The organism is Microvirga sp. P4_A5 (assembly GCF_056402495.1).
This window is the reverse complement of the sequence record NZ_JBFUHH010000028.1, coordinates 20821-44470: the sequence shown is the minus strand read 5'-3', so window position 1 is coordinate 44470 and position 23650 is coordinate 20821. Positions and strand designations below refer to the sequence as shown.

Sequence of the window (23650 nt, the reverse complement as noted above, 5' to 3'; positions counted from 1 at the left end):
GCCACCCTCACCGTCCCGGACAACTGGAAGATCGAGGAGATCGAGTTTGGCTTCTCGGCGCAATCGCCCGGCAGGGACGTCTTCTTCTCCATGGAATACGCGAGCAAGAAAAAGCTCGATGCGATGATGAAGACCAACGAGGAGTGGATGAAGGAAAACGAGATCGATTTCGGGAAAAAGCCGGAAGAACGCGAAATGGATTTCAACGGAATTTCGGGAACGGTCCTGCGCTATGACACGACGGATGCGAACGGTCCCACCATCGTCGATTTCATCCTTCTGCCCGCCGGCAAGAACCGCGTCGTGATGCTGACCCTTTGGGGATCGGAAACCGAGCGCAGCAAGCACAAGGTCGCCATCAAGTCGATCATGGACAGCGTCCGCCCCATCAACTGAGAAGCATTTTCAGCCGCCAAGTTTGCCGTGGAACCGCTCCTCGCCTTCGTCGTTATTGAACCATTGAGGCAACAGGAGACGGCAATGTTTAAAGGCGGACTACTTTGGTTGATCGGCATTCCCCTTCCGATCATCCTCATTCTGTTCTTTATGGGTTGGCTGAGCTGATCTTCTTCTGCCTGACTTCCAAAGACCCAAAACTAAAAGGGCGCTTTTCAGCGCCCTCTTTTTTTATTGTCTCGTCGCCGCGTCCTATTCGGCCGCTTCGAGATCGGGCCGCCCGCGGGCCTGCCGCTCGCGCTTGATCATTTCCGAAGTCAGGAACGCGATTTCGAGCGCCTGTTCGGCGTTCAGGCGCGGGTCGCAATAGGTGTGGTAGCGATCCGACAGGTCGGCATCGGTCAGGGCGCGCGCGCCGCCGGTGCATTCCGTGACGTTCTTGCCGGTCATCTCCAGATGAATGCCGCCCGCGTGGGTGCCTTCCGCCTGGTGGACCGCGAAGAAGTCCTGAACCTCGCTCATCACCATTTCGAACGGCCGGGTCTTGTAGCCCGACGCCGCCTTGATGGTGTTGCCATGCATGGGATCGCAGGACCACACGACGGTGCGGCCTTCCTTCTTCACCGCCCGAACGAGGGCCGGGAGATTGTCGAACACCTTGCCGGCGCCGAACCGGCAGATCAGCGTGAGCCGACCCGCCTCGTCCTCGGGATTGAGGCGCTCGATCAGCTTCAGGAGATCGTCCGCCTCGAGCGTCGGTCCGCATTTCAGCCCGATCGGGTTCTTGATGCCGCGCATGTATTCCACATGGGCGTGGTCGAGCTGGCGCGTGCGGTCGCCGATCCACAGCATGTGGCCGGAGGTGGCGTACCAGTCGCCGGAGGTCGAATCGACCCGCGTCAGCGACTGCTCGTAGCCGAGCAGCAGCGCCTCGTGGCTGGTGTAGAAATCGGTCGCGCGCATTTCCGGATGCGTCTCGGGATTGACCCCGATGGCGCGCATGAAATCGATGCTCTCGGTGATCCGCTCCGCGATCTCACGGTATCGCGACGATTGCGGCGAGTCCTTCACGAATCCCAGCATCCAGCGATGCGCGTTCTCGAGATTGGCATAACCGCCCGACGCGAAAGCGCGCAGCAGGTTGAGGGTCGCGGCCGATTGCCGGAAGGCCGAAATCTGGCGCGACGGATCGGGAATGCGCGATTCCGGCGTGAACGCGATGTCGTTGATGATGTCGCCGCGGTAGCTCGGCAGTTCGACCCCGTCGACCGTCTCGGTGTTCGCCGAGCGGGGCTTGGCGAATTGACCGGCCGAACGGCCGACCTTCACCACCGGCGAGGAGCCTGCGAAGGTCAGGACCACCGCCATCTGCAGGAACAGGCGGAAAAAATCGCGGATGTTGTCGGCCGAATGCTCGGCGAAGCTTTCGGCGCAATCGCCGCCCTGGAGAAGAAATGCCTCGCCCTTGGCGACGCTGCCCAACGCCCGCTTGAGCTTGCGCGCCTCGCCTGCAAAAACCAGCGGCGGATACCCTGCGAGTTCCCGCTCGACGGCACCGAGGGCCTCGAGATCCGGATAGGAGGGAACCTGCTGGATCGGCTTTTGTCTCCAGCTGTCGGGCGTCCAACGCTCAGTCATGACACTCTGTCTCCGTGTCGGTAAGGAACCTCATCGCTAACCGCAGAATACGGCACGAAGGGGTCTCTATACACGAGGGAAGCAAAAAGGCGAGTACGGAGAGAGGTGGTCATGACCCGGTTTGAACTCCGGTCGACGCGACACTCCGTCCTTCCGGGGCGCAAAGCGAGCCCGGAACCCAGACGCGCTCACGGTGCCGGAGTTCGTGCCCGATGACGAAGCGGAGCTGCTCCTCGTTGTCGGCATCGATCAGTGCCGAGGTCAGCCAGACGTAGCGGGTCTTTCCGAGCAGACGCAGCGCAAAGGCGTTCATCACCCCGCTGGAATTGTACACGAAAGTCCGCGGAGGAGCCTCCAGACCGAGCCTGTTCGCGCCCTCCACCACCATTGCGTGGATGTGCGGAAACTGGTCGGGCCCCACCATCACATGATGTCCGAACATGTAGGCCCGGACGAGGGCCTGGGTGATCGTCAGCACGCCCCAGATTACAACGGCATAGACGCCAAGCGCGATTGCCATCGGGATGGGTTGCTCACTCAAGGCAACGAATATGACGGTCAGCACCCAAAGCGCCCCGCCGCCCAGAAGCGTTGCCGGGCCGTAAAAGCGCTCTTTCTGATGTCGCATGGCGTTGATGTCGAAGATCACCGGAAATCTCCCTTTTCCGGCAGCCTAACCAGCAACTCCCACTGATAACGATACATAATATCCTATCGATCGCGGTTATCCCCGACTTTCCGCCCCCTCACACCACATCCACCGGCTTCTTCACCACATACGGCACCCGCATCGTCACGAGCTCCTCCGACGCCGTCGGGTGGACCGCGATGGTACGGTCGAAATCGGCTTTGGTTGCTCCCATGGTGACGGCGATGCCGGCGAGCTGGATCATTTCGCCGGCGTCGTGGCCGACGATGTGGAGACCCACGACCTTGTCGGTGGCCCGATCGACGATGAGCTTCATCAGCACGCGGTCGCTGGCGCCCGAAAGGGTGGCATGCATGGGGCGGAAGGCGGTCTTGTAGACGTCGATCTCGCCATAGGTGGCGCGGGCGGCATCCTCGCCGCAGCCGATGACGCCGATCTCGGGCGTCGAGAAGACCGCGGTAGGGATCAGGTCGTAATTCACCATCGTGGGCTTGTTGCCGAACACCGTGTCGGCAAAGGCGTGGCCCTCGCGGATCGCGATGGGTGTGAGCGCCGCGCGGTTGGTGACGTCGCCGATGGCGTAGATCGACGGCACCAGCGTCTGCGAATAGGCGTCGACCGGGATCGCGCCCACCGCGTCGACGGCGATGCCCACCTTGTCGAGCCCGAGACTGGCGGTGTTGGGCCGCCGGCCGGTGGCGACCAGCACTTCGTCCACATGGACCACAGAGCCGTCGGAGAGCGTCGCGGCGATCCCGTCGACGCTCCTGTCGAGGCGCTCCACCGTGCGGCTGAGTGCCAGCGTGATGCCGCGCCGGGCATAGGCCTCGCCCAGCGCGTCGCGCACGTCCTCGTCGAAGCCGCGAAGTAGCTTGTCGCCCCGGTGCAGGAGGGTGACCTCGCTGCCGAGCGCGTTGAAGATCCCGGCGAATTCCACTGCGATATAGCCCGCGCCCACCACGAGGATGCGCTTCGGCAGGCGCTCCAGATGGAAGACCTCGTTGGACGTGATGGCGAGTTCGGCGCCGGGGATTTTCGGCTCCAGGGTCGGATGCGCGCCCACGGCCACGAGGATGTAGCGGGCGCGCACGCGCTTGCCGGTCTTCACGAGGCGGATTGTGTGGGCATCTTCGAGGACCGCGCGGTCCTCGACGATCTCGACGCCGGCATTCCCCAGATTGGTCCGATAGATATCTTCCAGCCGGTCGATTTCCCGGTCCTTGTTGCGGATCAGGGTCGCCCAGTCGAAGGTTGCGCCGGACAATGTCCAGCCGAAGCCCGCCGCATCGTGGAAATCGTCGGCGAAGCGGCCGGCATAGACGAGGAGCTTCTTGGGCACGCAGCCGCGAATAACGCAGGTTCCGCCGACGCGATACTCCTCCGCCACCATCACGCGGGCGCCGTAGCCGGCAGCGATCCGACCCGCGCGCACGCCGCCGGAGCCGGCCCCGATGACAAACAGATCCACGTCGAACGCGCTCATCGGATGGTCTCCTGTTTCATGCGACGCAAGGCCAGCAGCCAGACGATGGCGGCGCCCAGCGACGCCGCCCACCAGCCCTGCCAGGCGCCATGCCCCACGAGGGCAACCGCCGTCGCGCCGGCCATGAGGGCAAGCGCCGCCGAAGCCACGATGCGCTGTTGTCTGGCGATGGACCGGAGGATCTGCAGGACAATCAACAACGTAAGCACGACCCCCACGATGCCAAGCTCCGCCCAGATCTGAATCGCGGCATTGTGAGGGTGGCCCACCCCCAGAAGCTGGCGGTGCTCAGGCGCGACCTTTCGGGCGACCGACGTCTTGTCCATGAGCGGACTGACCCCGAAGCCGCCGCCGAGGATTGGGTCCTGCCAAATGGCGTCGCCGAAGCTGAGCCAGATATCGATGCGGTCGCGCGAGTGATCGTTGGCGAGGCGTTCGTGGACCGAGGCCGGTATCGCGCGGTCGCCGAGGGGCCCGAGCAAGGGCGCAAGCGCCAGGACGGCCACGAAGGCAATGGCAGCCGCCCGCGTAACCAGCCGGGGGCCCAGCCAGGCGAGGATGAAAATCGCCATCGCCGCGTAAACCCCCAGAAACGCCGCGCCACTTTCCGAGCGGCCGATGGCGAAGGCGACAAGCGCGCTCAAGCCGATCGCCGCGACGACGCCGATGGTCCGGCGGCCGGCCAGGAAGCCGGCGACGACCGGCAGGAGCAACATCAGGGTCAGCATCGGGCGGTTGAAGATGAAGGTGTTCGGACGGACATGCAGCGCCCGGCGCAGGGCCATGCCGGTTGAGAGCTCCGCCAGCATCATGATGGCGGCGAGCGCGCAGGAGGTCGCAAGCAGCCAGAAGGATTGACGGGTCATGCGTCCGGGCAGGGTCACGGCCAGCACGAATGCGAATGCGACCGACAGCCAGAACTCGCCGAGCGCGAAAAGCGACGCGACGGGAAATTCGCTCCACCCGACCGATACGACGCTCCAGACGAGGAAAGCCAGCACGGTGAGCCCGAGGCGGGTCGACAGGATGGCCCGCGCGTCTTTGACGAATTCCGAAAGGCGTCCCTCGCTGGCGAGCGCGAGCATCGCCAGCATCGCGGCGACGCCCAGAAAGGCCGGGCTCGACCGATGGGCGACGGCCATGCCGATGGGCAGGATGGCGAGGGTGGCGATGGCGGCGCGCCACAGGGCGCGCGAGCGACCCTCGCTCTCGCCCAGCGGGCGGGAGAGCGGCAAATCCTGACTCGGGCTGACGCGGCTGTTCATAGGCAGGCTCTTACGCCAAGGTTTCCCCGCGATAAAGAACCAACCGCTTGCCGCCCCCGGTTTCCCCCTTTACCGTTCGGCCAGGACGCCGCCCTGAGTTGAATGGCAGCGCCATAAGAGGAAACGAAAGATGATCCATACCCGCAAAAGTCTCTGGCGCGGCGCCATCGCTGTCGCGGCCGTAGCAGGCTTTGTCACCTCCGCTGCCGCGCAGATGGAACTCAAGATCATGGCGCCGGCAGCGCCCGGCGGTGGCTGGGACCAGACCGCGCGTTCCATGCAGCAGGCCCTGACCCAGTCCGGCATCGCCAAGAGCGCCCAGGTCACCAACGTCCCCGGCGCGGGCGGCTCGGTCGGCATCGCGCAATTCGTCAATAGCGGCAAGGGCGACGGCAACCAGCTCATGGTCATGGGCTACGTGATGGTGGGCGCGCTTCTCACCAACAAATCCCCGGTCACCCTCGACCAGACCACGCCGATCGCGCGCCTGACGGCCGAATACGAAGCCCTGGTGGTGCCCGCCGACAGCCCGATCAAGAACGCCAAGGACCTGGCGGCGGCCGTGAAGGCCGATCCCGCGAAGGTGACCTGGGCGGGCGGCTCGGCCGGCGGCGTCGATCACATCGCGGCGGCGCTGTTCGCCAAGGAAGCGGGCGCCGATCCGACCAAGATCAACTACATCCCGTTCTCGGGCGGCGGCGAAGCGCTGGCGGCGATTCTCGGCGGCAAGGTCACGGTCGGAATCTCCGGCTACGGCGAGTTCGAAAGCCAGATCAAGGCCGGCAAGCTGCGCCTGATCGGCCTGACCTCGGCCACCAAGCTGCCGAACATCGAGGGCCAGTCCCTCAAGGACCAGGGCATCAACCTGGAAATCGCCAATTGGCGCGCCGTCGTTGCCCCTCCCGGCATCACCGCCGACCAGAAGAAGGCTCTGGTCGACGCCATGGACAAGCTGAGCAAGTCGAAGGAATGGACCGAGATCCTCAAGGCCAAGGGCTGGGACGACGCGTACCTGTCGGGTGACGCCTTCGCCAAGTTCCTCGCCGACGATCAGGTCCGCACCAAGGACGTGCTGATGTCGGTCGGCCTCGTCAAGTAAGGCTCGCGGCCGGAACCGAATCCTTCGAAGCGCCGCACCCGTTGCGGCGCTTCTTCTTTCCAGAACCTTGCGGGGTTTCCCATGACTCGGCGCATCGACGCGGCAGGCCTCGTCATCGCATTCATCCTGCTGGCCATCGCCGGCGCGATCTGGTGGGACATGTCGTCCCTCAGCATCTCCTCCGTCTACGGCGTCGGCCCCAAGGCGATGCCGATGATCGTCGCCATCGGGCTTGCGATCCTCGCCCTGGGCAATGCCGTCATGGCGTTTCGCGGCGACCTGCCGGCGCGCGACAGCCTCGACTGGCGGCCCATCATCCTGATCATCGGCGGCCTCGCGGCGCTGATCGTGCTCATCAAGATAGGCGGCGGCTTCATTCCCGCGACCGCCATCCTGTTCGCCGCCACCTCCACGGCTTTCGGCCGGCGCGCCATCATCGCCGACCTGGCGATCGGCTTCGTCATCGCGGTCGTCGTGTATCTCCTTTTCTCGAAGCTTCTCACCCTGTCTCTTCCGGTGGGTCCGCTTGAACGTTTGATCTGAGTGCCGCCATGGAAGCGTTTCTCTCCCTCGCCCACGGATTGACCATCGCGATCCAGCCGATGAACCTCATGTTCGCGCTCATCGGCGTGCTTCTCGGCACCGCCGTCGGCGTGCTGCCCGGCATCGGTCCCGCGCTGACGGTGGCGCTGCTGCTGCCGATCACCTTCAAGCTCGATCCCGGCGGGTCGATCATCATGTTCGCGGGCATCTATTACGGCGGCATGTACGGCGGCTCGACCACCGCGATCCTCATCAACACCCCCGGGGAGAGCGCCTCCATGGCGACCGCCCTCGAGGGCAACAAGATGGCCAAGGCCGGGCGCGGCGGACCGGCGCTCGCGACCTCCGCCATCGGCTCGTTCGTCGCCGGAACCATCGCCACCATCGGCCTGACCTTCCTCGCACCCTATCTCGTCGAGCTCGCGGTGAAGTTCGGTCCGGAGGATTATTTCGCGCTCATGTGCGTGGCCTTCGTGACGGTCTCCGCCACCTTCGGGGATTCACCCATCCGCGGCCTCACCAGCCTGTTCATCGGCCTGGCGCTCGGGCTCGTCGGCATCGACATTCTCACCGGCCAGTCCCGCCTCGCCTACGGGGTGCCGGAGCTCTTCGACGGCATCGAGGTGACGACCCTCGCGGTCGGTCTTTTCGCTGTCGGCGAAGCGCTCTATGTGGCGTCGCGCCGGCACATTCACGAGGAGAAGCTCGAACCCGTTCGCGGTTCCCTGTGGATGACCAAGGAGGATTGGAAGCGTTCGTGGAAGCCGTGGCTGCGCGGAACCGCCCTGGGCTTCCCCATCGGCGCCCTGCCCGCCGGCGGCGCCGAGATCCCCACCTTCCTGTCCTATTCCACCGAKAAACGGCTGACGAAATATCCGGAGGAATTCGGCCATGGCGCCATCGAGGGCGTGGCCGGACCGGAGGCTGCCAACAACGCATCGGCCGCCGGCACCCTGGTGCCGCTGCTGACGCTCGGCCTGCCGACCTCCGCCACCGCCGCCATGATGCTGGCGGGCTTCCAGCAATACGGCCTCAACCCCGGCCCGCTCCTGTTCGCCGAGCGGCCCGATCTGGTCTGGGGCCTTATCGCCAGCCTGTTCATCGCCAACGCGATGCTGCTGGTGCTGAACCTGCCCCTCGTCGGCTTGTGGGTGCGCCTGCTCGCCATCCCGCAGCCCTGGCTCTATGCGGGCATTCTGGTCTTCGCCACCATGGGCACGATCGCCGCGAACCCGTCGCCGGTCGAATTGATGATGCTGTCCGCCTTCGGCATCCTGGGCTTCCTGATGCGCCGCTTCGACTTTCCCATCGCGCCCGTCGTGGTCGGCCTGATCCTCGGTCCCATCGCCGAAAGCCAGCTCCGCCGGGCTCTCTCGATCAGCCTCGGCGATCCCATGGTGCTGCTGCAAAGCCCCTTCTCCGCGACCCTGCTGCTGATCGCGCTGGTGGCGCTGGTGCTCCCCTTCTTCCTGAAGGGCATGGGGCGGTTCAAGGCCGTCGAGGATTAGCCGAGACCGAACTCCCCGCCTCGTGCCGGGGGGTGCCTGAATCTGAGGCGACGGGCGGGTCTTTCGCGGCGGGACCCGCCCCTCGATGTCGTCTCAGGCGAACGCGCCCAATTTTCCGAAATGTTCCGCCAGCAGGTAATACACCGTCACGCGGTTCTTGGTCCGGTCGCCCTTCAGCTTGTCGCCCACGGCCTGGATAGCCTTGTCGAGATCCGCGTCGGGGGCGGTCAGCGCCAGCTTCTTCTTGAGGAAGCCGTCACGGATCCGGTCCAGCTCCGCTTTGTCCGAGAAGGACACGAGGGACGAGTCGCGCTTTTGCAGCGCGATCCCGCAATGGCGCACGATGGCCGCGATCGCCTTGTCGTCGGCGTTCGGCGCGTATTTCCTGACGTCGGAAGCCCAGTCAGCGGTCATGGTTCTCTCCGTTGGAAGGCGCCCCGCGACGGGGCGGCAAACGGCATCACAGGACGCCGGCGGGTCATGCTAATGCCGAGCTTGACGATGCGGCAAGTGCCCATCGGAGCACAAAAAAAAGGCCCGGCATTGCCGGGCCTTTGTCGCATCCATCATGCGAAGGGATTACTGCAACTGGTGGCCGCGCTTGTTCATTTCGGCGCGGGCGCGGATCATCACGTATTCGGAGACGTTCTGCGTCCAGGTCGCCAGATCCTTGACGATGTCGTCGAGGAGGCTCGGCTGGATATTGACGTATTTGACGCCGACGGGCGACTTGTAGAAGGCGGCGATTTCCGTCAGCTCCGCCTCGGTGAGCTTGGAGGCGAAGACGCGCGCCACGGTGTCGAGCATCTTCTCCTTCTGGAGTTCGATCTCCGGGCGAAGCATCGCCGTGACCTCGTCGAGGTCCTTTTTGATCTCCGGACGCGTGACGTTCATCTGCGTGAGCTGCTCGAGGAAGGGTTCGGTCATGGCATCGAACGAGCGTGTCATGCCCGAAGCGGTGGCGACTTCCCGCGCCACCGCCACATGACTTGGCGTCAGAGGAGCGGCAGTCTGGGCAAAGGCGGGGGCTGCGAGCAGAGCCAGCGCGAAGGTCGTCGCAACGAGGCGGGTAGCGGAACGGATCATGGGGGTAGCTCCAAGCTGAATAGATGTCATGGTCAAACCTGACCGAGTTCGACGAGCCCGTCGCCGGTGGCGAGAATCGCCCCCGTGCAGAGGCCGAGAAAGAGACCGTGCTCGACGACGCCCGGAATGCGGTTCAGCGCATCGGCCAGCGCCTCCGGCCGCTCGATACGGCCCAGATGCGCGTCGAGGATGAAATGGCCGCCATCGGTCACCAGAGGCGATCCGTCGGCGGTCTTGCGCAGGCGCAAATCCTGCGGGAGCCCCTGGCTTTTCAGAAGCTTCGCGATGGCGATTTCGGTGGCCTTGAGGCCGAACGGCACCACCTCGATCGGCAGGGGAAAGCGCCCCAGGGTCGAGACATGCTTGGAGCCGTCTGCGATCACCAGCATCCGGGCGCTCGCCGCGGCCACGATCTTTTCGCGCAGATGGGCTGCGCCGCCGCCCTTGATCAGGCGGAGCTGGTCGTCGATTTCGTCGGCGCCGTCGATGGTGAGGTCGAGTTCGGGCATGTCGTCGAGGGTTGTGAGCACGATGCCCTCGGCGGTCGCGAGCGTCCGGGTCGCCTCCGAGGTGGGAACGCCTACGACCTTCAGCCCCGCCCGCACCCGGTCACCCAGGGCGCGGACGAAAAGCGCCGCCGTCGAACCCGTGCCGATGCCGAGCCGCATCCCGTCGGTGACGAGAGCGGCGGCGCGTTCGGCTGCGGCCCGTTTGAGTTGATCGCTCACAAGAAGATCCCTGGTCGCTCGTCGCAATGGTCTGGCGGCCGGGTTCGAAACAGCCCGGGCCGCGAACGCCGTCTAGCACAGCGCCCCCCGCGGAAGAAAGAAGGTTTCATCGGCGCGCGACACTAGTGCATGACGCAGAAACCTGTGAACCGGGTTTTCGGCGACATCATGCTCCGGCCCATCAGGGGCGCTGGGGAGAGGCTCCGGCGCCCGGGCGGCTGCTCGGGGTCGAGGCCGGGGCGGTGCTCGCAGGGGCGGCGGAGGCGGGGCTGGCCTGTGGGGTGCACACGACCTTGTCGTCGAAAACGTAGCAGATGCTCATGTCGCCGGTGCGGAAATTGACCCGGAAGACTCCGCCTTCGCGTTCATGCTTGGAAGCCACAAGTCCATATTCCCCAGGTACTTGCGGGCCTGCGCCCTCACCCGACGCGAAGCACAGGGTCACGCCGATGGTGCCCTCCTGCAGGCCGTATTGGCACGAGCTGATCTCGCCGCTGAAGCGGTCGATCCGGTAGATGCGGTTGAGGTCGGTCTGGGGAGCGGGAACGAAATCGAACGGGGCCGCCGCGACGGGCGATCCCGCAGCCGCGAGCGCGAGGCTTCCCCCCAGTGCCAGCGCCGAAAAAAGCGCCCTCGAGCCAACAAAACGCATTCAAAACTCCCGCTGGTAAGATCGAATCAACCTTACGATCATACCATTCCAAAGCTTGATTCTCTCGTCATGTGGAGGTAGCCGAGACCGATGGCCAATTTTGCCCCGCCTATCGCCGTCTTCGATCTCGACGGGACGCTGGCCGACACCGCCGGCGACCTCGTGGCGACCCTCAACGTGATTCTCGATCAGGAAGGCCTGCCGCCCCTGCCGGTGGAACGGGCGCGCGACATGATCGGCGCCGGCGCACGCGCGCTCATCGAACGCGGCTTCGAAAGCGAGGGGCGCGATCTCGCACCCGACCATCTCGAAGCGTTGTTCGACCGCTTCATGGTCCATTACGGCGACAATATCTGCGTCGACACCACGTTGTTCCCCGGCGTCGAGGGCGCGCTCGACCGACTGGAATCCGCGGGATTTCTTCTCGCCATCTGCACCAACAAGGTGGAGGCGCATTCGGTCAAGCTGCTCGCCGAACTCGGCATCGGCCAAAGGTTCGCCTTCAATGCGGGCCGCGATACGTTTCCGTATTTCAAGCCCGACGCGCGCCACATCACCATGACGATCGCGCGGGCGGGCGGCGACCCGCGCCGCGCCGTGATGGTGGGCGATTCGAACACCGACATCGTGGCCGCCCGCAATGCCCGCATCCCGGTCATCGCCGTCCCGTTCGGCTACACCGAAACGCCCGTGCGTCTTTTGGGTCCCGATCGGGTGATCGAGCATTTCGACGAATTGTTCGAATCGGTTTCGGCGCTGACCTGCAAAGCAGCCGCCTGACGCCCCGGGACGGTGGCGTGATGCGCACGCTCGCGCAAATGTGAATTAAAGCCGTCAGGAAGAAATGGTGGGCGCGACAGGGATTGAACCTGTGACCCTTCGCGTGTGAAGCGAATGCTCTCCCGCTGAGCTACGCGCCCTGACTAGCGCCTTCTAGTGTCGTTTTTCCCCTGCCGTCAAGCCATTGCGGCGAAAGCCTCGACAAGTTCTCACGTTCCCAATCATGGCAGCTTTGCTTTAACGCCTTGCTTACGACAAGGCGAAAAGAAGGCAGCGTGACTATGGCGTTCCGGCCGAAACCTCTGTTATGCAGCGGATCTCAAACGCGGCTGTTGCGTTGAGCTATTTCCAACCAGTAGCGAAACTTGGTTATTTCGAGGCAATTATGGGACGCAACCGCGCCGCCCTGACCGGGCTTGTCTGTGCCTTCGCCGCTCTCGCGACGCCGGCCGCAGCATTTACTGCAATCGATCCGCTGACCCGTCAGCCCCTCTACAGCGTCGAAGAATCGGTCCGCGCCCAGGCCTCTCCGGTACCGCGCCAGATCGTCTCGTTCGACGCGCGCCACGCTCCCGGCACCATCGTGGTGTCCACGAGCGAGAGGCGTCTCTATTACGTCCTCGGCGACGGCAAGGCCGTCCGCTACGGCGTCGGCGTCGGGCGTCCCGGTTTCCAGTGGGGCGGAGCGCATTCGGTCACGATGAAGCGCGAATGGCCGGATTGGCGTCCGCCGGCCGCCATGCTGAAGCGCCGCCCGGATCTGCCGCGCCACATGGCCGGCGGCCCGGACAATCCGCTCGGCGCGCGCGCCCTCTATATCGGCAGCACCATCTATCGCATCCACGGCTCCAACGAGCCCGAGACCATCGGCGAGGCGGTCTCCTCCGGCTGCATCCGCATGACCAACGAGGACGTGACGGACCTCTACAGCCGCGCCAAGGTCGGCGCGCGGGTCGTCGTCCAGCGTTAAGAGCACAGCGAAAACCCTCGGCGATCCCCGGATACGAATTCGGGGATCAGTTCCGCTGGGGATCGATCCTGTAAGGGGCGCGGATCCCCGGAAGTTCGGCCGGAAAATCCTTGATATTCCGCGTCACCAGAATGGCGCCCTCCGTGATCGCCGAGGCCCATATGACGGCGTCGGGAAGCTTGATCCGATGGGCTCTGCGGAGTTCGACCGCGCGTTCGGCGATATCGCCGCGCAATTCGACAATCTGGAAGCTGTCCAGGAACGACCTTGTCACCGCCTGAACGGGGGCCGCGGCGCCGACCATCACCTCCATCCACGTGATCACGCTGATGGCCTTGTGCTCATATCGCCCGAGTTCCGACCGGGCTTCCGGAAGAGCATTGAGGTAGTCGATCAAGATGTTGGTGTCGAAGAGCGCCTTTACCATTCGCCCCTGACCTTCTCCTGATAATCGAGCCCGTCGACCTTCCTGTCGCCCCATATCCCGAAGGCGTCCTTGGCGTCGCCGGCTTTCCTGCGCGCCAACAATTCATCGATGGCCTGCCGGATGAGGGCTGAGCGGGATTTCTTTTCGCGATGGGCACAATCGTCCAGCGCCTTGATCTGCGGATCTTTTATGTCGACGAGGATGCGCATTTTGCCTCCATATATGATATCAATGTCATATATCAAAATGCGATGCGGCGCTACGTTCGTGGACCATCCTTTATCGCGGCTCTCGCGCCAGCCCCTTCGCCGAAAGCTCGTCCAGGTAAGCCTGCCACCGCGTCGAGCGCTCGGTGCCGAGCTCGAACAGGTAGTTCCACCCGAAGATGCCGGTGTCGTGCATGTCGTCGAAGACGAGCCGGACGGCATAATTGCCCACCGGCAGCACGCTGATGATCTGGACGTTGCGCTTGCCCGGCACGGTCTTGCGTTGGGCCGGGCTGTGGCCCTGCACCTCCGCCGATGGCGAGGTCACGCGCAGATACTCGGCTGGCAGGTCGAAAGCCGTGCCGTCGTCGAACGCGATGGAGAGGCTCTTCTTGTCCTTCGCGAGCCGAAGCTCGGTCGGCCAGCGTTCGGTCGCCATGGATTGATCGCATCCCCGTTTGGTGATTTGACGCTAGCCTGTTGAGAGTTAAGTTCCAAGCCAGCCACCAACCTCCGAGAAGACAAGGAAACGCGCCCGTATGCGGGGATCCCCTGCCCTTTCAGATCACGACCGGCGGCTTGTCGATCCGTTCGGGCGCGCGATCACCTATCTGCGCGTCTCGGTGACGGATCGCTGCGATTTTCGCTGCGTCTATTGCATGTCGGAGGACATGGCGTTTCTGCCCAAGCGCGATCTCCTGACACTGGAGGAGCTCGACCGGATCTGCACCGCCTTCGTGCGAAACGGCGTGCGCAAGCTTCGCATCACCGGCGGCGAGCCGCTGGTGCGGCGGGATATCGTGACCCTGTTCCGGTCCCTCTCGCGGCATCTGGAGACCGACGCCCTCGACGAACTGACCGTCACCACCAACGGTTCGCAGCTCGCGCGCCACGCGGCCGATCTCGCCTCCTGCGGGGTCAGGCGCATCAACGTGTCGCTGGATACCCTCGAGGACGCGAAATTCCGCCGCATCACGCGATGGGGCGACCTGACGAAGGTGCTCGCCGGGATCGATGCGGCGCAGCGCGCCGGTCTGAAGGTCAAGATCAACACGGTGGCGCTGAAGGGCGTCAACGAGGACGAGATCGAGACGCTTTTGACGTGGGCTCATGGACGGGGCATGGACCTGACGTTGATCGAGGTGATGCCCCTTGGGGAGATCGACGGCGAACGGGTCGATCAATATCTGCCGCTATCGCTCGTGCGCGCCCGCCTCGCGCAACACTTCACCTTGAGCGAGAGCGAGCACCAAACCGGCGGCCCCGCCCGCTATGTGGGCGTGGCGGAGACCGGCGGCCGGCTGGGCTTCATTACCCCGATGACGCATAATTTCTGCGAGAGCTGCAACCGCGTCAGGCTCACCTGCACGGGCCAGCTCTTCATGTGTCTCGGCCAGGAGGACGCCGCCGATCTCCGCGCGCCCGTTCGCGCCTCCGACGACGATACGGGCCTCCGGCAGGTCATCGCCGACGCCATTTCGCGAAAGCCCAAGGGTCATGATTTCATCATCGACCGCCGCCACGCCCGGCCGGCTTTGAGCCGCCACATGAGCGTGACAGGCGGGTAACGTGCCAACCCCTTGCAGGGATAGGCTTTCGGCTCGATTGACAGGCGCGGGCTTTCGGCGAATATCGCTGCGTGCTCACGGATTGACCATTGTGCTGAACGGGCTGCGTATCTGGCCGAGGCTGCTGCTGTGTCTGACCCTCGCCGTCGGGTCCGCGGTGGCGTTGCCGGCATCGGCCCAGCAGCCCGCCCCCATCCGCATCGCCATCGAGGGCGCCTATCCGCCCTTCAACTTCATCGACCAGAACAACGAATTGCAGGGCTTCGAGGTGGACCTCGCCAAGGCCCTCTGCGACGAGATGAAAGCCGAGTGCGTGCTGGTGCAGCACGAGTGGGACGGCATCGTGCGCGGGCTCCTCAATCGCGAATACGACGCCATCATGTCGTCCCTGGAGATCCTGAATCGGCGCGAGAAGCGCATTTCCTTCTCGAAGCCCTATTACCGCATCCCCGCGATCTTCATTGCGCCCAAGGACAGCGAGATCAAGAACCTGACCCCCGAGGGCCTCGCCGATTTGAAGATCGGCACCACCATCCGGAGCGACCACGCGGATTACCTCGAGCGCCATTACCGCCAATCCTCCATCGAGCTCTATGGCAGCCCGGTCGAGGCCACCCTCGACCTTCTGGTCGGCCGCATCGATACGGTCTTCGGCGACAAGCGGGCCCTGGTGAAATTCCTCGAAAGCCGCGAGGGTGAATGCTGCCGTATCCTGGGTGCTGCCCCGGACAAGCCTGCCTATACGCGCCAGTTCTACGGCATCGGGCTTCGCCAGGAGGACAGCGAGCTCAAGGCCCGGTTCGACGCGGCTCTCTCGGCGCTGCAATCCGACGGCACCTACGATCGCAYCCGCGAAAAGTACCTTCCCTTCGACGTCAAATAGAGCCGCCGGAAAAGCGCTTCGCACTTTCCGCCATCCTGTTCTAGAACCGCATCAGCGACACGGATGAGAGATGCGGGAGCACGCGGATGGCGAAGGTCGGTTTCATTGGGCTCGGGATCATGGGTGCGCCCATGGCGCGCCACCTCAAGGCCAAAGGCCATGAGCTCACAATCTACAACCGCACCACCGCGAAGGCAGAAGAATGGGCCGTCGCCCATGGCGGCACGGTCGCGAGCACTCCGCGGGAGGCAGCCGCGGGTCAGGAATTCGTCCTCGCCTGCGTGGGCAACGACGACGATCTTCGGCAGGTGACCATCGGTCCCGACGGCGCATTCGAAGGTCTGGGCCAAGGCGCGATCTTCGTCGATCACACCACGGCCTCGGCGGAAGTGGCCCGCGATCTGCATGCGAAGGCGCTCGAGAAAGGCGCAGGCTTCATCGACGCGCCGGTCTCCGGCGGTCAGGCAGGGGCGGAGAACGGCGTCCTGACGGTCATGTGCGGCGGCGATGCCGAGGTGTTCGCCAGAGCCGAACCGGTGATCATGAGCTTTGCCCGCGCCTGCCGCCTTCTCGGCCCGGCGGGGTCGGGGCAGCTCACCAAGATGATCAACCAGATCTGCATCGCAGGAATCGTCCAGGGACTCTCCGAGGGCATCCATTTCGGCCAGAAGGCCGGGCTCGACATCGAGGCGGTCCTCGACGTGATTTCCAAGGGCGCCGCCGGCTCCTGGCAAATGGAAAATCGCGGCAAGACCATGAACGAGGGCAAGTTCGAATTCGGCTTCGCGGTCGACTGGATGCGCAAGGACCTCGCCATCTGCCTTGCGGAGGCCCGCAAGAACGGCGCCACCCTTCCCGTCACCGCCCTCGTCGACCAATTCTATGGGGACGTTCAGGCCAAGGGCGGACGGCGCTGGGACACATCGAGCCTCATTTCGCGCTTTGGAAAATGAATCCCCCCGACATGGCAGGTTTGCGCCTGCCATGTTGCCTTGCCGCACCGATCCGGGTCAGGGGAACGGCATTCGACAGGACCCGGTGAAACCCCGGGTGGCTCTTCCGGCCGCCGACCCGCCGGACAACGCAACATTTTGGAGATTTCAGCTCCCGAACGTTCGGGCGCGGCTCCGTGTTGCCCTTGACCGTCAGATTCAAAATGCAATCCCCCGTCTCTCGCGACTATCGCGAATGGTTCTCCAACATCCGTGGCGACATCCTCGCCGGCATCGTCGTCGCCCTCGCGCTGATCCCCGAGGCCATCGGCTTCTCAGTGATCGCCGGCGTCGACCCGAAGGTTGGGCTCTATGCCTCCTTCGCGATCGCCTGCGTCGCCGCCTTCGTCGGCGGGCGCCCCGGCATGATTTCGGCCGCCACGGCCGCCACGGCGGTCCTGATGGTCACGCTGGTGAAAGAGCACGGCCTGCAATATCTGTTCGCCGCCACCATCCTGATGGGCGCGATCCAGATCGGCGCCGGGTTCCTCAAGCTCGGCCGGCTGATGAATTTCGTCTCGCGCTCGGTCATCACCGGCTTCGTCAACGCACTCGCGATCCTGATCTTCATGGCGCAGTTGCCGGAACTGATCGGTGTGCCGGCGCTCACCTATGCGATGATCGCCGCCGGGCTCGCTATCATCTACCTGTTACCGCTCGTCACCAAAGCCGTTCCCTCGCCCCTCGTCGCCATCGCCGTACTGACGACCATCGCGTGGTGGACGGGCATGGATCTGCGCACGGTCGGCGATCTCGGCGAATTGCCCTCGACGCTTCCAGTCCTCGCCTTTCCGCAGGTTCCCTTCAATCTCGAGACGCTGCGGATCATCCTGCCCTATTCGCTCCCGCTCGCCGCGGTCGGATTGCTGGAATCGCTGCTGACGGCGCAGATCGTCGACGACATGACCGACTCCACCAGCAACAAGAGCCGCGAATGCATCGGCCAGGGCGCGGGCAATATCGCGTCGGCGCTGATCGGCGGCATGGGCGGCTGCGCGATGATCGGCCAGTCGGTCATCAATGTGCGCTCCGGCGGACGGGGGCGGCTGTCGACCTTCGTCGCCGGCGCCTTCCTGCTGTTCCTCATCCTGGTGCTCGACGATCTCGTGCGCATCATTCCGATGGCGGCTTTGGTCGCGGTGATGATCATGGTGTCGATCAGCACCTTCTCGTGGCGCTCCATCGTCGATATTCGCCGCAACCCGATCACCTCATCGGTGGTGATGTTGGCGACCGTCGTCACGGTGATCGCCACGCACGATCTCGCCAAGGGCGTGTTCGTCGGCGTGCTCCTGTCCGGCATCTTCTTCGCCGGCAAGGTCGCCCGCCTCGTCTCTGTCGAACGCCGCATGTCGGTGGACGGGCTGGAATGCGCCTATGCGGTTCGCGGCCAGATCTTCGTCGCGTCGGTCGAGAGCTTCCTCGCGGGGTTCGATTTCGACGATCGGCCCGCACGCATCGTCATCGATGTCAGCCACGCGCATTTCTGGGACATCTCGGCGGTCGGCGCTCTCGACAAGGCGGTGTTGAAAATGCGCCGGGATGGGGCCGAGGTGACGGTCATCGGCCTGAACGAGGCCAGCGCGACCATGATCGATCGCTTCGCGCTGCACGACAAGGACGGCAAGGAAACGCCTGTCTCCGTTCAGTAAATCGGCGTCGGCGCCGCCCTACCGCCGGCCCAGCGTCATGAAGGCCACGAACCCGCCGATCGCCAGCGCCAGCAGGATCAGCACCGCCTGTTTGGTCTCGGCCGACAGGGCGGCGTCGCGATACATCTGCGACAGGGCGGCGGAGCGTTCGGGATCGCGGGTGACGAAGAGGCCGACGACGGCGAGGAGCGTCACGAGACCGAGGATCAGGTAATTGATGCGCATCCCCGTCTCCTATCGTCCGGTGAAACGCGGGGCGCGCTTCTCGCGAAACGCCGCGATGCCCTCGGCGAAATCGTCGCTGAAGCCGGCCTCTCGTTGAAGCTCCGCTTCCAGCGCGAGCTGCGTTTCCACATCGTTGCCGAGGCTTTTCGCCAGGGCCTGCTTGGTCAGGCGATAGGCGAGCGCCGGGCCCTCCGCCAGCCGGGCCGCCAGTGCCGCGACCTCGTCGCGGAAGGTCGCGTCGTCGAACACGCGATACACCAGCCCCATGGCCTTGGCGTCGTCCGCCGCGATCGGCTCCGCCGAAAGCATCAAGGCGAGCGCGAGTTTCGGCCCGACGATGCGCGGCAGGATCCATGTGCCTCCCGCGTCAGGAATGAGGGCGATCTTCGAGAAGGYCTCCTGCAGATAGGCCGAGCGCGCCGCCACCACCATGTCGCAGGCAAGCGCGATATTCATCGAGGCGCCGACCGCCGGGCCGTTCAAGGCGGCGATCGTCACCTTCGGGTGATTCATCAATTGCAGGATCAGGGGATTGTAGTCACGGGCGAGCGGAGGCCCGAGATCGATGCGGCCCTTCGCGTCGCGCGGCAGATCCTCGGTGAGATCCTGCCCCGACGAGAAGCCCCTGCCCTCGCCAGTCAGCACCACGACGCGGATGGAATCGTCCTGCGCGAAATGCGCCAGCGCCTCGCGCAATTCCCGATGCATCGCGCCGTTGAGCGCATTCAGCTTGTCGGGCCGCGACAGCGCGACGGTCGCAACGGCGCCTTCGGTCGCGCAGCGCAGGGTCGTCAGGCTCATGCGGCATTCTCCTGCTGATGACGCGCCAGCATAGAGCGGACTTCCGCCCGAAGCACCGGCAAAAGCTCAGCTTCGAACCAGGGATTTCGTTTCAGCCAGCCATTGTTGCGCCAGGAGGGATGCGGCATCGGCAGGACGCGCGGGCGACGCGGCGCGGCAAGGATTTCCCGCCACCGTTCGACCGTTCGGGTCAGCCCGTCGCGGAAATCGTCGCCGAGATGCCAGGCCTGGGCGTATTGGCCGATCACCAGGATGAGTTCGAGATTCGGCAAGGCCGAGAACAGCGGCACGCGCCACGCCTCGGCGCATTCCCGGCGGGGCGGCAAGTCCCCGCCCTTTGCATCCTGCCCGGGAAAGCACGAGCCCATCGGCACGATTGCCACCTGAGCGGCATCGTAGAAGGCGGTCTCGTCGATGCCGAGCCAGGACCGCAGCCGCACGCCCGACGGATCGGAAAAAGGCCGGCCGCTCGCATGGGCCCGGGTGCCCGGCGCCTGGCTTGCGATGCACAGGCGCGCCGAGGCGCTGCCCTGGAGCACGGGACGTGGTTCGTGAGCAAGAGCGGCCCCATAGAGCGGCGCGTCGCGGCAAATCCGGCAGGCCCGCAATTGGCGGGACAGGGTATCGAAATCGGCAGGAGAGGACATCTGCCGACAGATAGGGTGCCGGGCTCGGTTTTTCGACCCGACAGGACGTCGCTGCCTATTGGTCCATCGGGTGAAGCCGCCGCCAATCGCGCGGGGTGTCAAAGGACCCGGCCCAGAGGCCCGCCCGTTGCGCCATGGCGGCCCTCTCCTGCGGCGCATAATCGCCGTAGCCGAGAGCCCATCCGGACGCCACCATCCGGGACCCGAGATCGACATCGCCGACGAAGCATTTCGCCAGCACGCGCTTGTACTTGTCGCGGCCGGCCGAGCGGCATCGGACCTGATTGCGCAGGACGAGCGACAGAAGCGCGTCCCGTGCCATCTCACCGCAGGAATACGGTTTTCCGCCGCGCTGGCAGCGCTGCTCGAGTTCGGGCGCATCGATGCCCTTGAGGCGAATTCTGGTGCTGTCGATGCGGATCGAATCCCCGTCGGTGGCGATGGCCCGGCCTTCGAGAACCCGGCCGCTCGGGGTGAGAACGAGGCTCGCACAGCCGGCAAAGCCGGTGGCCACGAGGAGCGAAAGGACCCCGCTGGTGCGCAGCCGGCTTCGCGTCAGAGAATTGCTGCTTCCGCCTCGAAACATGGATCACAACCGTTCCGATACTCCGGCCTGGCCGAACGTCGCCATGTTACGATGCACCGTTACGGAAGTTTTGACAATCCCGGCCGCCAGAGCCGCGCCCGAGCCCTCGCCCAGACGCATGCCCAGCGCCAGAAGGGGGATCTTGCCGAGACGCTGGAGCACGTCCTGGTGAGCACCTTCCGCCGAGAGGTGGCCGGCGACGCAATGGTCGAGGGTCGCGGGGTGGATGGCGTGAAGAATGGCGGCGGCGGCGGTCGTGACGTAGCCGTCGAGAATCACCGGGATGCGCTGCAACCGCGCCGCGAGAATCGCGCCCGCGATGGCGGCGATCTCGCGTCCGCCGAGACGGCGCAGAACTTCGAGGGGATCGCCCAGATGCTCGCGGTGGCGCGCAATCGCGCCCTCGACGGCGGCGATCTTGCGCTTCACGCCCTCGTCGTCGACACCCGTGCCGCGCCCGACCCAATGGGCGGCGTCGCCGCCATAAAGGGCGGTGTAGATGGCCGCCGCGATGGTGGTGTTGCCGATGCCCATCTCGCCGACCGCCAGGAGGTCCGTGCCGCCGGCAAGCGATTCCATCCCGAACGCCATGGTGGCGACGCAGGATTTCTCGTCCATCGCGGCGTCCTCGACGATATCGTTGGTCGGCAAGTCGATGGCGAGGTCGAAGACCTTGAAGCCGAGGCCGAGATCGGCGCAGATCTGGTTGATGGCGGCGCCGCCGGCCGCGAAATTCTCCAGCATCTGGCGGTTCACCTCCGGGGGAAATGCCGAGACGCCCCGCGCCACGACGCCGTGGCTGCCGGCGAAGACGCAGACCATGGGACGGTCGATCGAGGGCGACCGGCCTTGCCACGCCGCCACCCATTCGGGCAGCCATTCCAGCCGGCCGAGGCTGCCGGCGGGCTTGGTCAATTGCCGGTCGCGGGCGCGCACCGCCTCGACCGCGTCCTCATCCGGCCCGGGCATGGTGGCGATCAGGCGGCGGATATCGTCGAAAGGGGTGCCGGCTTCGTCGGTCATGGTGGCTCCAGCCCATCGGGGCATTGCGGAATTCGAAGAGGCGTGACCTATAGCGGGCGTTCCGTGCGGGGTGAAGCATGTCAGACCAAATCCACCAGAGAGGCCGCGCCGCGCCCGATTCATGGCGGCGGTGGCTGGTCGGGATCGCGCAGGCGGTGCGGTTCTTCTCGCGCCTCCCGGTTCCCAGGCTTCCCTTCGAATCGGGGGACGCTCATGCGGCGCCGGCCTTTTCCGATCTCGTGCGGGTCGTCCCCGTTGCCGGCCTGATCATTGCGATTCTGCCGGGTCTCGTCCTGGTCCTGGGCCTGGGCCTCGCTTTCGGCCCCTTTCTGTCGGCCGCTTTGGCGGTCGCGACTCTGACGCTCATGACCGGCGGCCTGCATGAGGATGGGTTGTCCGACACCGCCGACAGTTTCGGCGGGACGACGCGGGAGCGTCGCCTCGAGATCATGCGCGACAGCCGCATCGGCTCCTTCGGCGCCTCGGCGCTGGTCCTGGCCTTCGCCTTGCGAATCGGCGCGCTCGCGGAAATCGCAGGCCGCAGCACGGCCCTCGACGCCATGCTGGCCTTGGCCATCGCCGCCTCCCTGTCGCGAACCGCCGCGTTGATGCCGCTGTCCTTCCTGCCCCCCGCCCGCTCGGACGGCGCCGCTCACGCGGTCGGGCGGCCGGGCCGGGAGGCCTCCTTGTTCGCCGCTGCCCTCGCGGCCGGCCTCGCATGGGCGCTTGGCTTCCTGACGGAATTCCCCCTCGCGGGCAGCAGCTTGATGATCGCCTTCGCGGGTGCTGTCGGCTGGTTCATGACGCGGTTTGCCGAGAGGCATCTCGGGGGACAGACCGGCGACATCGCGGGCGCCACGCAGCAGCTCGCCGAAATCGCCGCGCTGATCGGTCTCTTGATCGCGCTTCGATGATGCCGACATAAACCGCAGATGATGACCCGCGCTTCCAGCCCCTGCATCCGGGTGTGCATCCTCGACCCGGAAACCGGCCTGTGCGAGGGTTGCGGCCGCACGAGCGAGGAGATCACCCGGTGGTTTCGTCTGAGCGAGGAAGAGCGCCTCGCCATCATGGCGACCCTGCCGGAGCGGATGCGCGCGGCGTTTTCCACCGGGGACGAGAAGACCAAATGAGCATGCCGGGCATCCGTGGCGCCGGCGTAATTCTCATCGCCGCGTCGTTCCTCATCGGGTCGCTCGGGGAGCAGGACATCGCGGGGCTCACGCCACGGGATGCCGCGCTGGTGGTCGGCTTCTTCGGCTTCACGCTGATTCTGGCCGCGACGGTCGTGGATGGGTTCGGCCAGCACTGGACGCACGGGATCCAGGCCGTGGCGATTTCCTCCGGCCTCATCATCGGCGCGCTCGTCCTCTACCATTCGCGCTCTGAATTCCAGACCGTGATCGACCGCACCATCGGCGATGTCGCGGCGGGTCGCACTGTCGTCACGCCAGAGGGCGAGGTGGTGGCGGCGCGCCGCAGCGACGGCACCTTTCTGGTCTCGGGCCGGGTCAACGGGCGGGAGGCGCGCTTCATCTTCGACACCGGCGCCAGCACCATCGTGCTGCGCGCCGAGGACGCCGAGAGCCTCGGGGTCAAGCCGGAGAGCCTCCATTATTCCATCCCCGTCTCGACGGCGAACGGGCTGGCGCTCGCCGCCCCCGTCACCATCGCGTCGCTTGCCGTCGGGCCGATCACCGAGCGCAACGTCAGGGCGCTGGTGGCCAAGGCCGGGGTGCTGCAGGTCAACCTGTTGGGGATGTCGTTTCTGGAGCGCCTCGCCTCCTACGAGGTGCGCGGCAACCGCCTGATCCTGCGCGGCAAGGGCGCCTAGAAGGCCGCC

28 protein-coding genes, 1 tRNA gene, 1 pseudogene and 1 other annotated feature are annotated in these 23650 nt (G+C 65.3%); of the genes and pseudogenes, 13 read left to right on the top strand and 17 right to left on the bottom strand.

The genetic code is table 11. The annotated features are described in order from the left end of the window. Positions 1-396: pseudogene (locus tag AC1DVM_RS10180) on the top strand (hypothetical protein); the annotation flags it as partial. Positions 397-648: 252 nt separating this feature from the next. On the opposite strand, the gene AC1DVM_RS10175 reads toward AC1DVM_RS10180, so the two are convergent. The 4 genes from AC1DVM_RS10175 to AC1DVM_RS10160 form a co-directional block, all read right to left on the bottom strand. Continuing rightward, positions 649-2034 carry a class II 3-deoxy-7-phosphoheptulonate synthase gene (locus tag AC1DVM_RS10175; protein ID WP_477254197.1) on the bottom strand — a complete coding sequence of 462 codons (1386 nt, stop codon included), beginning with the start codon at positions 2032-2034 and terminating at the stop codon, positions 649-651. 109 nt (positions 2035-2143) lie between these two features. Continuing rightward, complete coding sequence (locus AC1DVM_RS10170; RefSeq protein WP_477254195.1) at positions 2144-2683, bottom strand: M48 family metalloprotease; 540 nt, start codon at positions 2681-2683, stop codon at positions 2144-2146. A 97-nt stretch (positions 2684-2780) separates the two neighbouring features. After that, positions 2781-4166: a glutathione-disulfide reductase gene (gene gor / locus AC1DVM_RS10165; RefSeq protein ID WP_477254193.1), complete on the bottom strand. Its 1386-nt coding sequence runs from the start codon at positions 4164-4166 to the stop codon at positions 2781-2783. Continuing rightward, complete coding sequence (locus AC1DVM_RS10160; RefSeq protein WP_477254192.1) at positions 4163-5431, bottom strand: O-antigen ligase family protein; 1269 nt, start codon at positions 5429-5431, stop codon at positions 4163-4165. The genes gor and AC1DVM_RS10160 overlap by 4 nt, the downstream gene beginning before the upstream one ends. A 130-nt stretch (positions 5432-5561) precedes the next feature. Between AC1DVM_RS10160 and AC1DVM_RS10155 the strand changes: the two genes are divergently transcribed. From AC1DVM_RS10155 to AC1DVM_RS10145, 3 genes are all read left to right on the top strand, one after another. Then, on the top strand, positions 5562-6530 hold the full coding sequence (locus AC1DVM_RS10155) for a Bug family tripartite tricarboxylate transporter substrate binding protein (protein WP_477254190.1): 969 nt from the start codon (positions 5562-5564) through the stop codon (positions 6528-6530). Positions 6531-6611: 81 nt separating this feature from the next. Next, positions 6612-7073, top strand: coding sequence for a tripartite tricarboxylate transporter TctB family protein (locus AC1DVM_RS10150; RefSeq protein WP_477254188.1), 462 nt, complete (start codon positions 6612-6614; stop codon positions 7071-7073). An 8-nt stretch (positions 7074-7081) separates the two neighbouring features. Beyond that, positions 7082-8581 carry a tripartite tricarboxylate transporter permease gene (locus AC1DVM_RS10145; protein ID WP_477254187.1) on the top strand — a complete coding sequence of 500 codons (1500 nt, stop codon included), beginning with the start codon at positions 7082-7084 and terminating at the stop codon, positions 8579-8581. A gap of 93 nt (positions 8582-8674) precedes the next feature. Here the strand turns inward: AC1DVM_RS10145 and AC1DVM_RS10140 are convergent, their stop codons facing one another. The 4 genes from AC1DVM_RS10140 to AC1DVM_RS10125 all read right to left on the bottom strand — a co-directional run bounded on the left by AC1DVM_RS10140 (position 8675) and on the right by AC1DVM_RS10125 (position 11047). Next, positions 8675-8995: a DUF2853 family protein gene (locus tag AC1DVM_RS10140; RefSeq protein ID WP_477254186.1), complete on the bottom strand. Its 321-nt coding sequence runs from the start codon at positions 8993-8995 to the stop codon at positions 8675-8677. A gap of 165 nt (positions 8996-9160) precedes the next feature. Then, positions 9161-9667, bottom strand: coding sequence for a DUF2059 domain-containing protein (locus AC1DVM_RS10135; RefSeq protein WP_477254184.1), 507 nt, complete (start codon positions 9665-9667; stop codon positions 9161-9163). A gap of 32 nt (positions 9668-9699) precedes the next feature. After that, positions 9700-10395: a ribose-5-phosphate isomerase RpiA gene (gene rpiA / locus AC1DVM_RS10130; protein ID WP_477254183.1), complete on the bottom strand. Its 696-nt coding sequence runs from the start codon at positions 10393-10395 to the stop codon at positions 9700-9702. A gap of 181 nt (positions 10396-10576) precedes the next feature. After that, positions 10577-11047, bottom strand: a complete 471-nt coding sequence (locus tag AC1DVM_RS10125) for a hypothetical protein (RefSeq protein WP_477254182.1) — start codon at positions 11045-11047, stop codon at positions 10577-10579. Between the two features lie 90 nt (positions 11048-11137). On the opposite strand from AC1DVM_RS10125, the gene AC1DVM_RS10120 reads away from it, so the two are divergent. Then, complete coding sequence (locus AC1DVM_RS10120) at positions 11138-11827, top strand: HAD family hydrolase (protein WP_477254180.1); 690 nt, start codon at positions 11138-11140, stop codon at positions 11825-11827. Between the two features lie 65 nt (positions 11828-11892). On the opposite strand, the gene AC1DVM_RS10115 is transcribed toward AC1DVM_RS10120, so the two are convergent. Beyond that, positions 11893-11967 (bottom strand) — tRNA-Val (locus tag AC1DVM_RS10115). Between the two features lie 245 nt (positions 11968-12212). Between AC1DVM_RS10115 and AC1DVM_RS10110 the strand changes: the two genes are divergently transcribed. After that, positions 12213-12797, top strand: a complete 585-nt coding sequence (locus AC1DVM_RS10110; protein ID WP_477254178.1) for a L,D-transpeptidase — start codon at positions 12213-12215, stop codon at positions 12795-12797. 46 nt (positions 12798-12843) lie between these two features. Here the strand turns inward: AC1DVM_RS10110 and AC1DVM_RS10105 are convergent, their stop codons facing one another. From AC1DVM_RS10105 to AC1DVM_RS10095, 3 genes are all read right to left on the bottom strand, one after another. After that, positions 12844-13224 (bottom strand): PIN domain-containing protein, encoded by a 381-nt coding sequence (locus tag AC1DVM_RS10105; protein ID WP_477254176.1) that lies wholly within the window; start codon positions 13222-13224, stop codon positions 12844-12846. Beyond that, on the bottom strand, positions 13218-13433 hold the full coding sequence (locus tag AC1DVM_RS10100) for a ribbon-helix-helix protein, CopG family (protein ID WP_477254174.1): 216 nt from the start codon (positions 13431-13433) through the stop codon (positions 13218-13220). Before AC1DVM_RS10100 ends, AC1DVM_RS10105 begins: the two co-directional genes overlap by 7 nt. 70 nt (positions 13434-13503) lie before the next feature. Continuing rightward, a complete protein-coding gene (locus tag AC1DVM_RS10095; protein ID WP_477254173.1) occupies positions 13504-13869 on the bottom strand; it encodes a gamma-butyrobetaine hydroxylase family protein in 366 nt (121 codons plus the stop codon). A gap of 100 nt (positions 13870-13969) precedes the next feature. On the opposite strand from AC1DVM_RS10095, the gene moaA reads away from it, so the two are divergent. From moaA to AC1DVM_RS10075, 4 genes are all read left to right on the top strand, one after another. Then, positions 13970-14998, top strand: coding sequence for a GTP 3',8-cyclase MoaA (gene moaA / locus AC1DVM_RS10090; RefSeq protein WP_477254171.1), 1029 nt, complete (start codon positions 13970-13972; stop codon positions 14996-14998). Between the two features lie 91 nt (positions 14999-15089). Then, entirely contained in the window at positions 15090-15881 is a 792-nt protein-coding gene (locus AC1DVM_RS10085; protein WP_477254169.1) for a transporter substrate-binding domain-containing protein, read from the top strand. A 50-nt stretch (positions 15882-15931) separates the two neighbouring features. Further along, the gene (locus AC1DVM_RS10080) at positions 15932-16834 is read left to right on the top strand and encodes an NAD(P)-dependent oxidoreductase (protein WP_477254202.1); all 903 of its coding nucleotides are present in this window, start codon (positions 15932-15934) and stop codon (positions 16832-16834) included. 75 nt (positions 16835-16909) lie between these two features. Continuing rightward, positions 16910-16965, top strand: a sequence feature (sul1 is cis-regulatory element that is thought to sense ions involved in sulfur or methionine metabolism; They are found in Alphaproteobacteria). Positions 16966-17037: 72 nt separating this feature from the next. Then, positions 17038-18525, top strand: a complete 1488-nt coding sequence (locus AC1DVM_RS10075) for a SulP family inorganic anion transporter (protein WP_477254167.1) — start codon at positions 17038-17040, stop codon at positions 18523-18525. 18 nt (positions 18526-18543) lie between these two features. On the opposite strand, the gene AC1DVM_RS10070 is transcribed toward AC1DVM_RS10075, so the two are convergent. From AC1DVM_RS10070 to cobT, 5 genes are read right to left on the bottom strand one after another with little or no spacing between them, the layout of a single operon-like run. Then, positions 18544-18750: a hypothetical protein gene (locus AC1DVM_RS10070; protein WP_477254165.1), complete on the bottom strand. Its 207-nt coding sequence runs from the start codon at positions 18748-18750 to the stop codon at positions 18544-18546. Between the two features lie 9 nt (positions 18751-18759). Next, positions 18760-19551: an enoyl-CoA hydratase-related protein gene (locus tag AC1DVM_RS10065; protein ID WP_477254163.1), complete on the bottom strand. Its 792-nt coding sequence runs from the start codon at positions 19549-19551 to the stop codon at positions 18760-18762. Further along, complete coding sequence (locus tag AC1DVM_RS10060) at positions 19548-20198, bottom strand: uracil-DNA glycosylase family protein (RefSeq protein WP_477254161.1); 651 nt, start codon at positions 20196-20198, stop codon at positions 19548-19550. The genes AC1DVM_RS10065 and AC1DVM_RS10060 overlap by 4 nt, the downstream gene beginning before the upstream one ends. Before the next feature lie 55 nt (positions 20199-20253). Then, the gene (locus AC1DVM_RS10055; protein ID WP_477254159.1) at positions 20254-20784 is read right to left on the bottom strand and encodes a thermonuclease family protein; all 531 of its coding nucleotides are present in this window, start codon (positions 20782-20784) and stop codon (positions 20254-20256) included. 3 nt (positions 20785-20787) lie between these two features. Next, positions 20788-21807 (bottom strand): nicotinate-nucleotide--dimethylbenzimidazole phosphoribosyltransferase, encoded by a 1020-nt coding sequence (cobT, locus tag AC1DVM_RS10050; protein WP_477254157.1) that lies wholly within the window; start codon positions 21805-21807, stop codon positions 20788-20790. Between the two features lie 77 nt (positions 21808-21884). Here cobT and cobS point away from each other — a divergent pair, with 77 nt between their 5' ends. Genes cobS through AC1DVM_RS10035 form a run of 3 tightly spaced genes read left to right on the top strand, consistent with a single transcriptional unit; the run spans position 21885 to position 23641 of the window. After that, positions 21885-22721: an adenosylcobinamide-GDP ribazoletransferase gene (cobS, locus tag AC1DVM_RS10045; protein ID WP_477254155.1), complete on the top strand. Its 837-nt coding sequence runs from the start codon at positions 21885-21887 to the stop codon at positions 22719-22721. A gap of 21 nt (positions 22722-22742) precedes the next feature. Next, positions 22743-22940, top strand: coding sequence for a DUF1289 domain-containing protein (locus AC1DVM_RS10040; protein ID WP_477254201.1), 198 nt, complete (start codon positions 22743-22745; stop codon positions 22938-22940). After that, positions 22937-23641, top strand: coding sequence for a retropepsin-like aspartic protease family protein (locus AC1DVM_RS10035; RefSeq protein ID WP_477254154.1), 705 nt, complete (start codon positions 22937-22939; stop codon positions 23639-23641). Before AC1DVM_RS10040 ends, AC1DVM_RS10035 begins: the two co-directional genes overlap by 4 nt. The last annotated feature ends 9 nt before the right edge of the window (positions 23642-23650 follow it).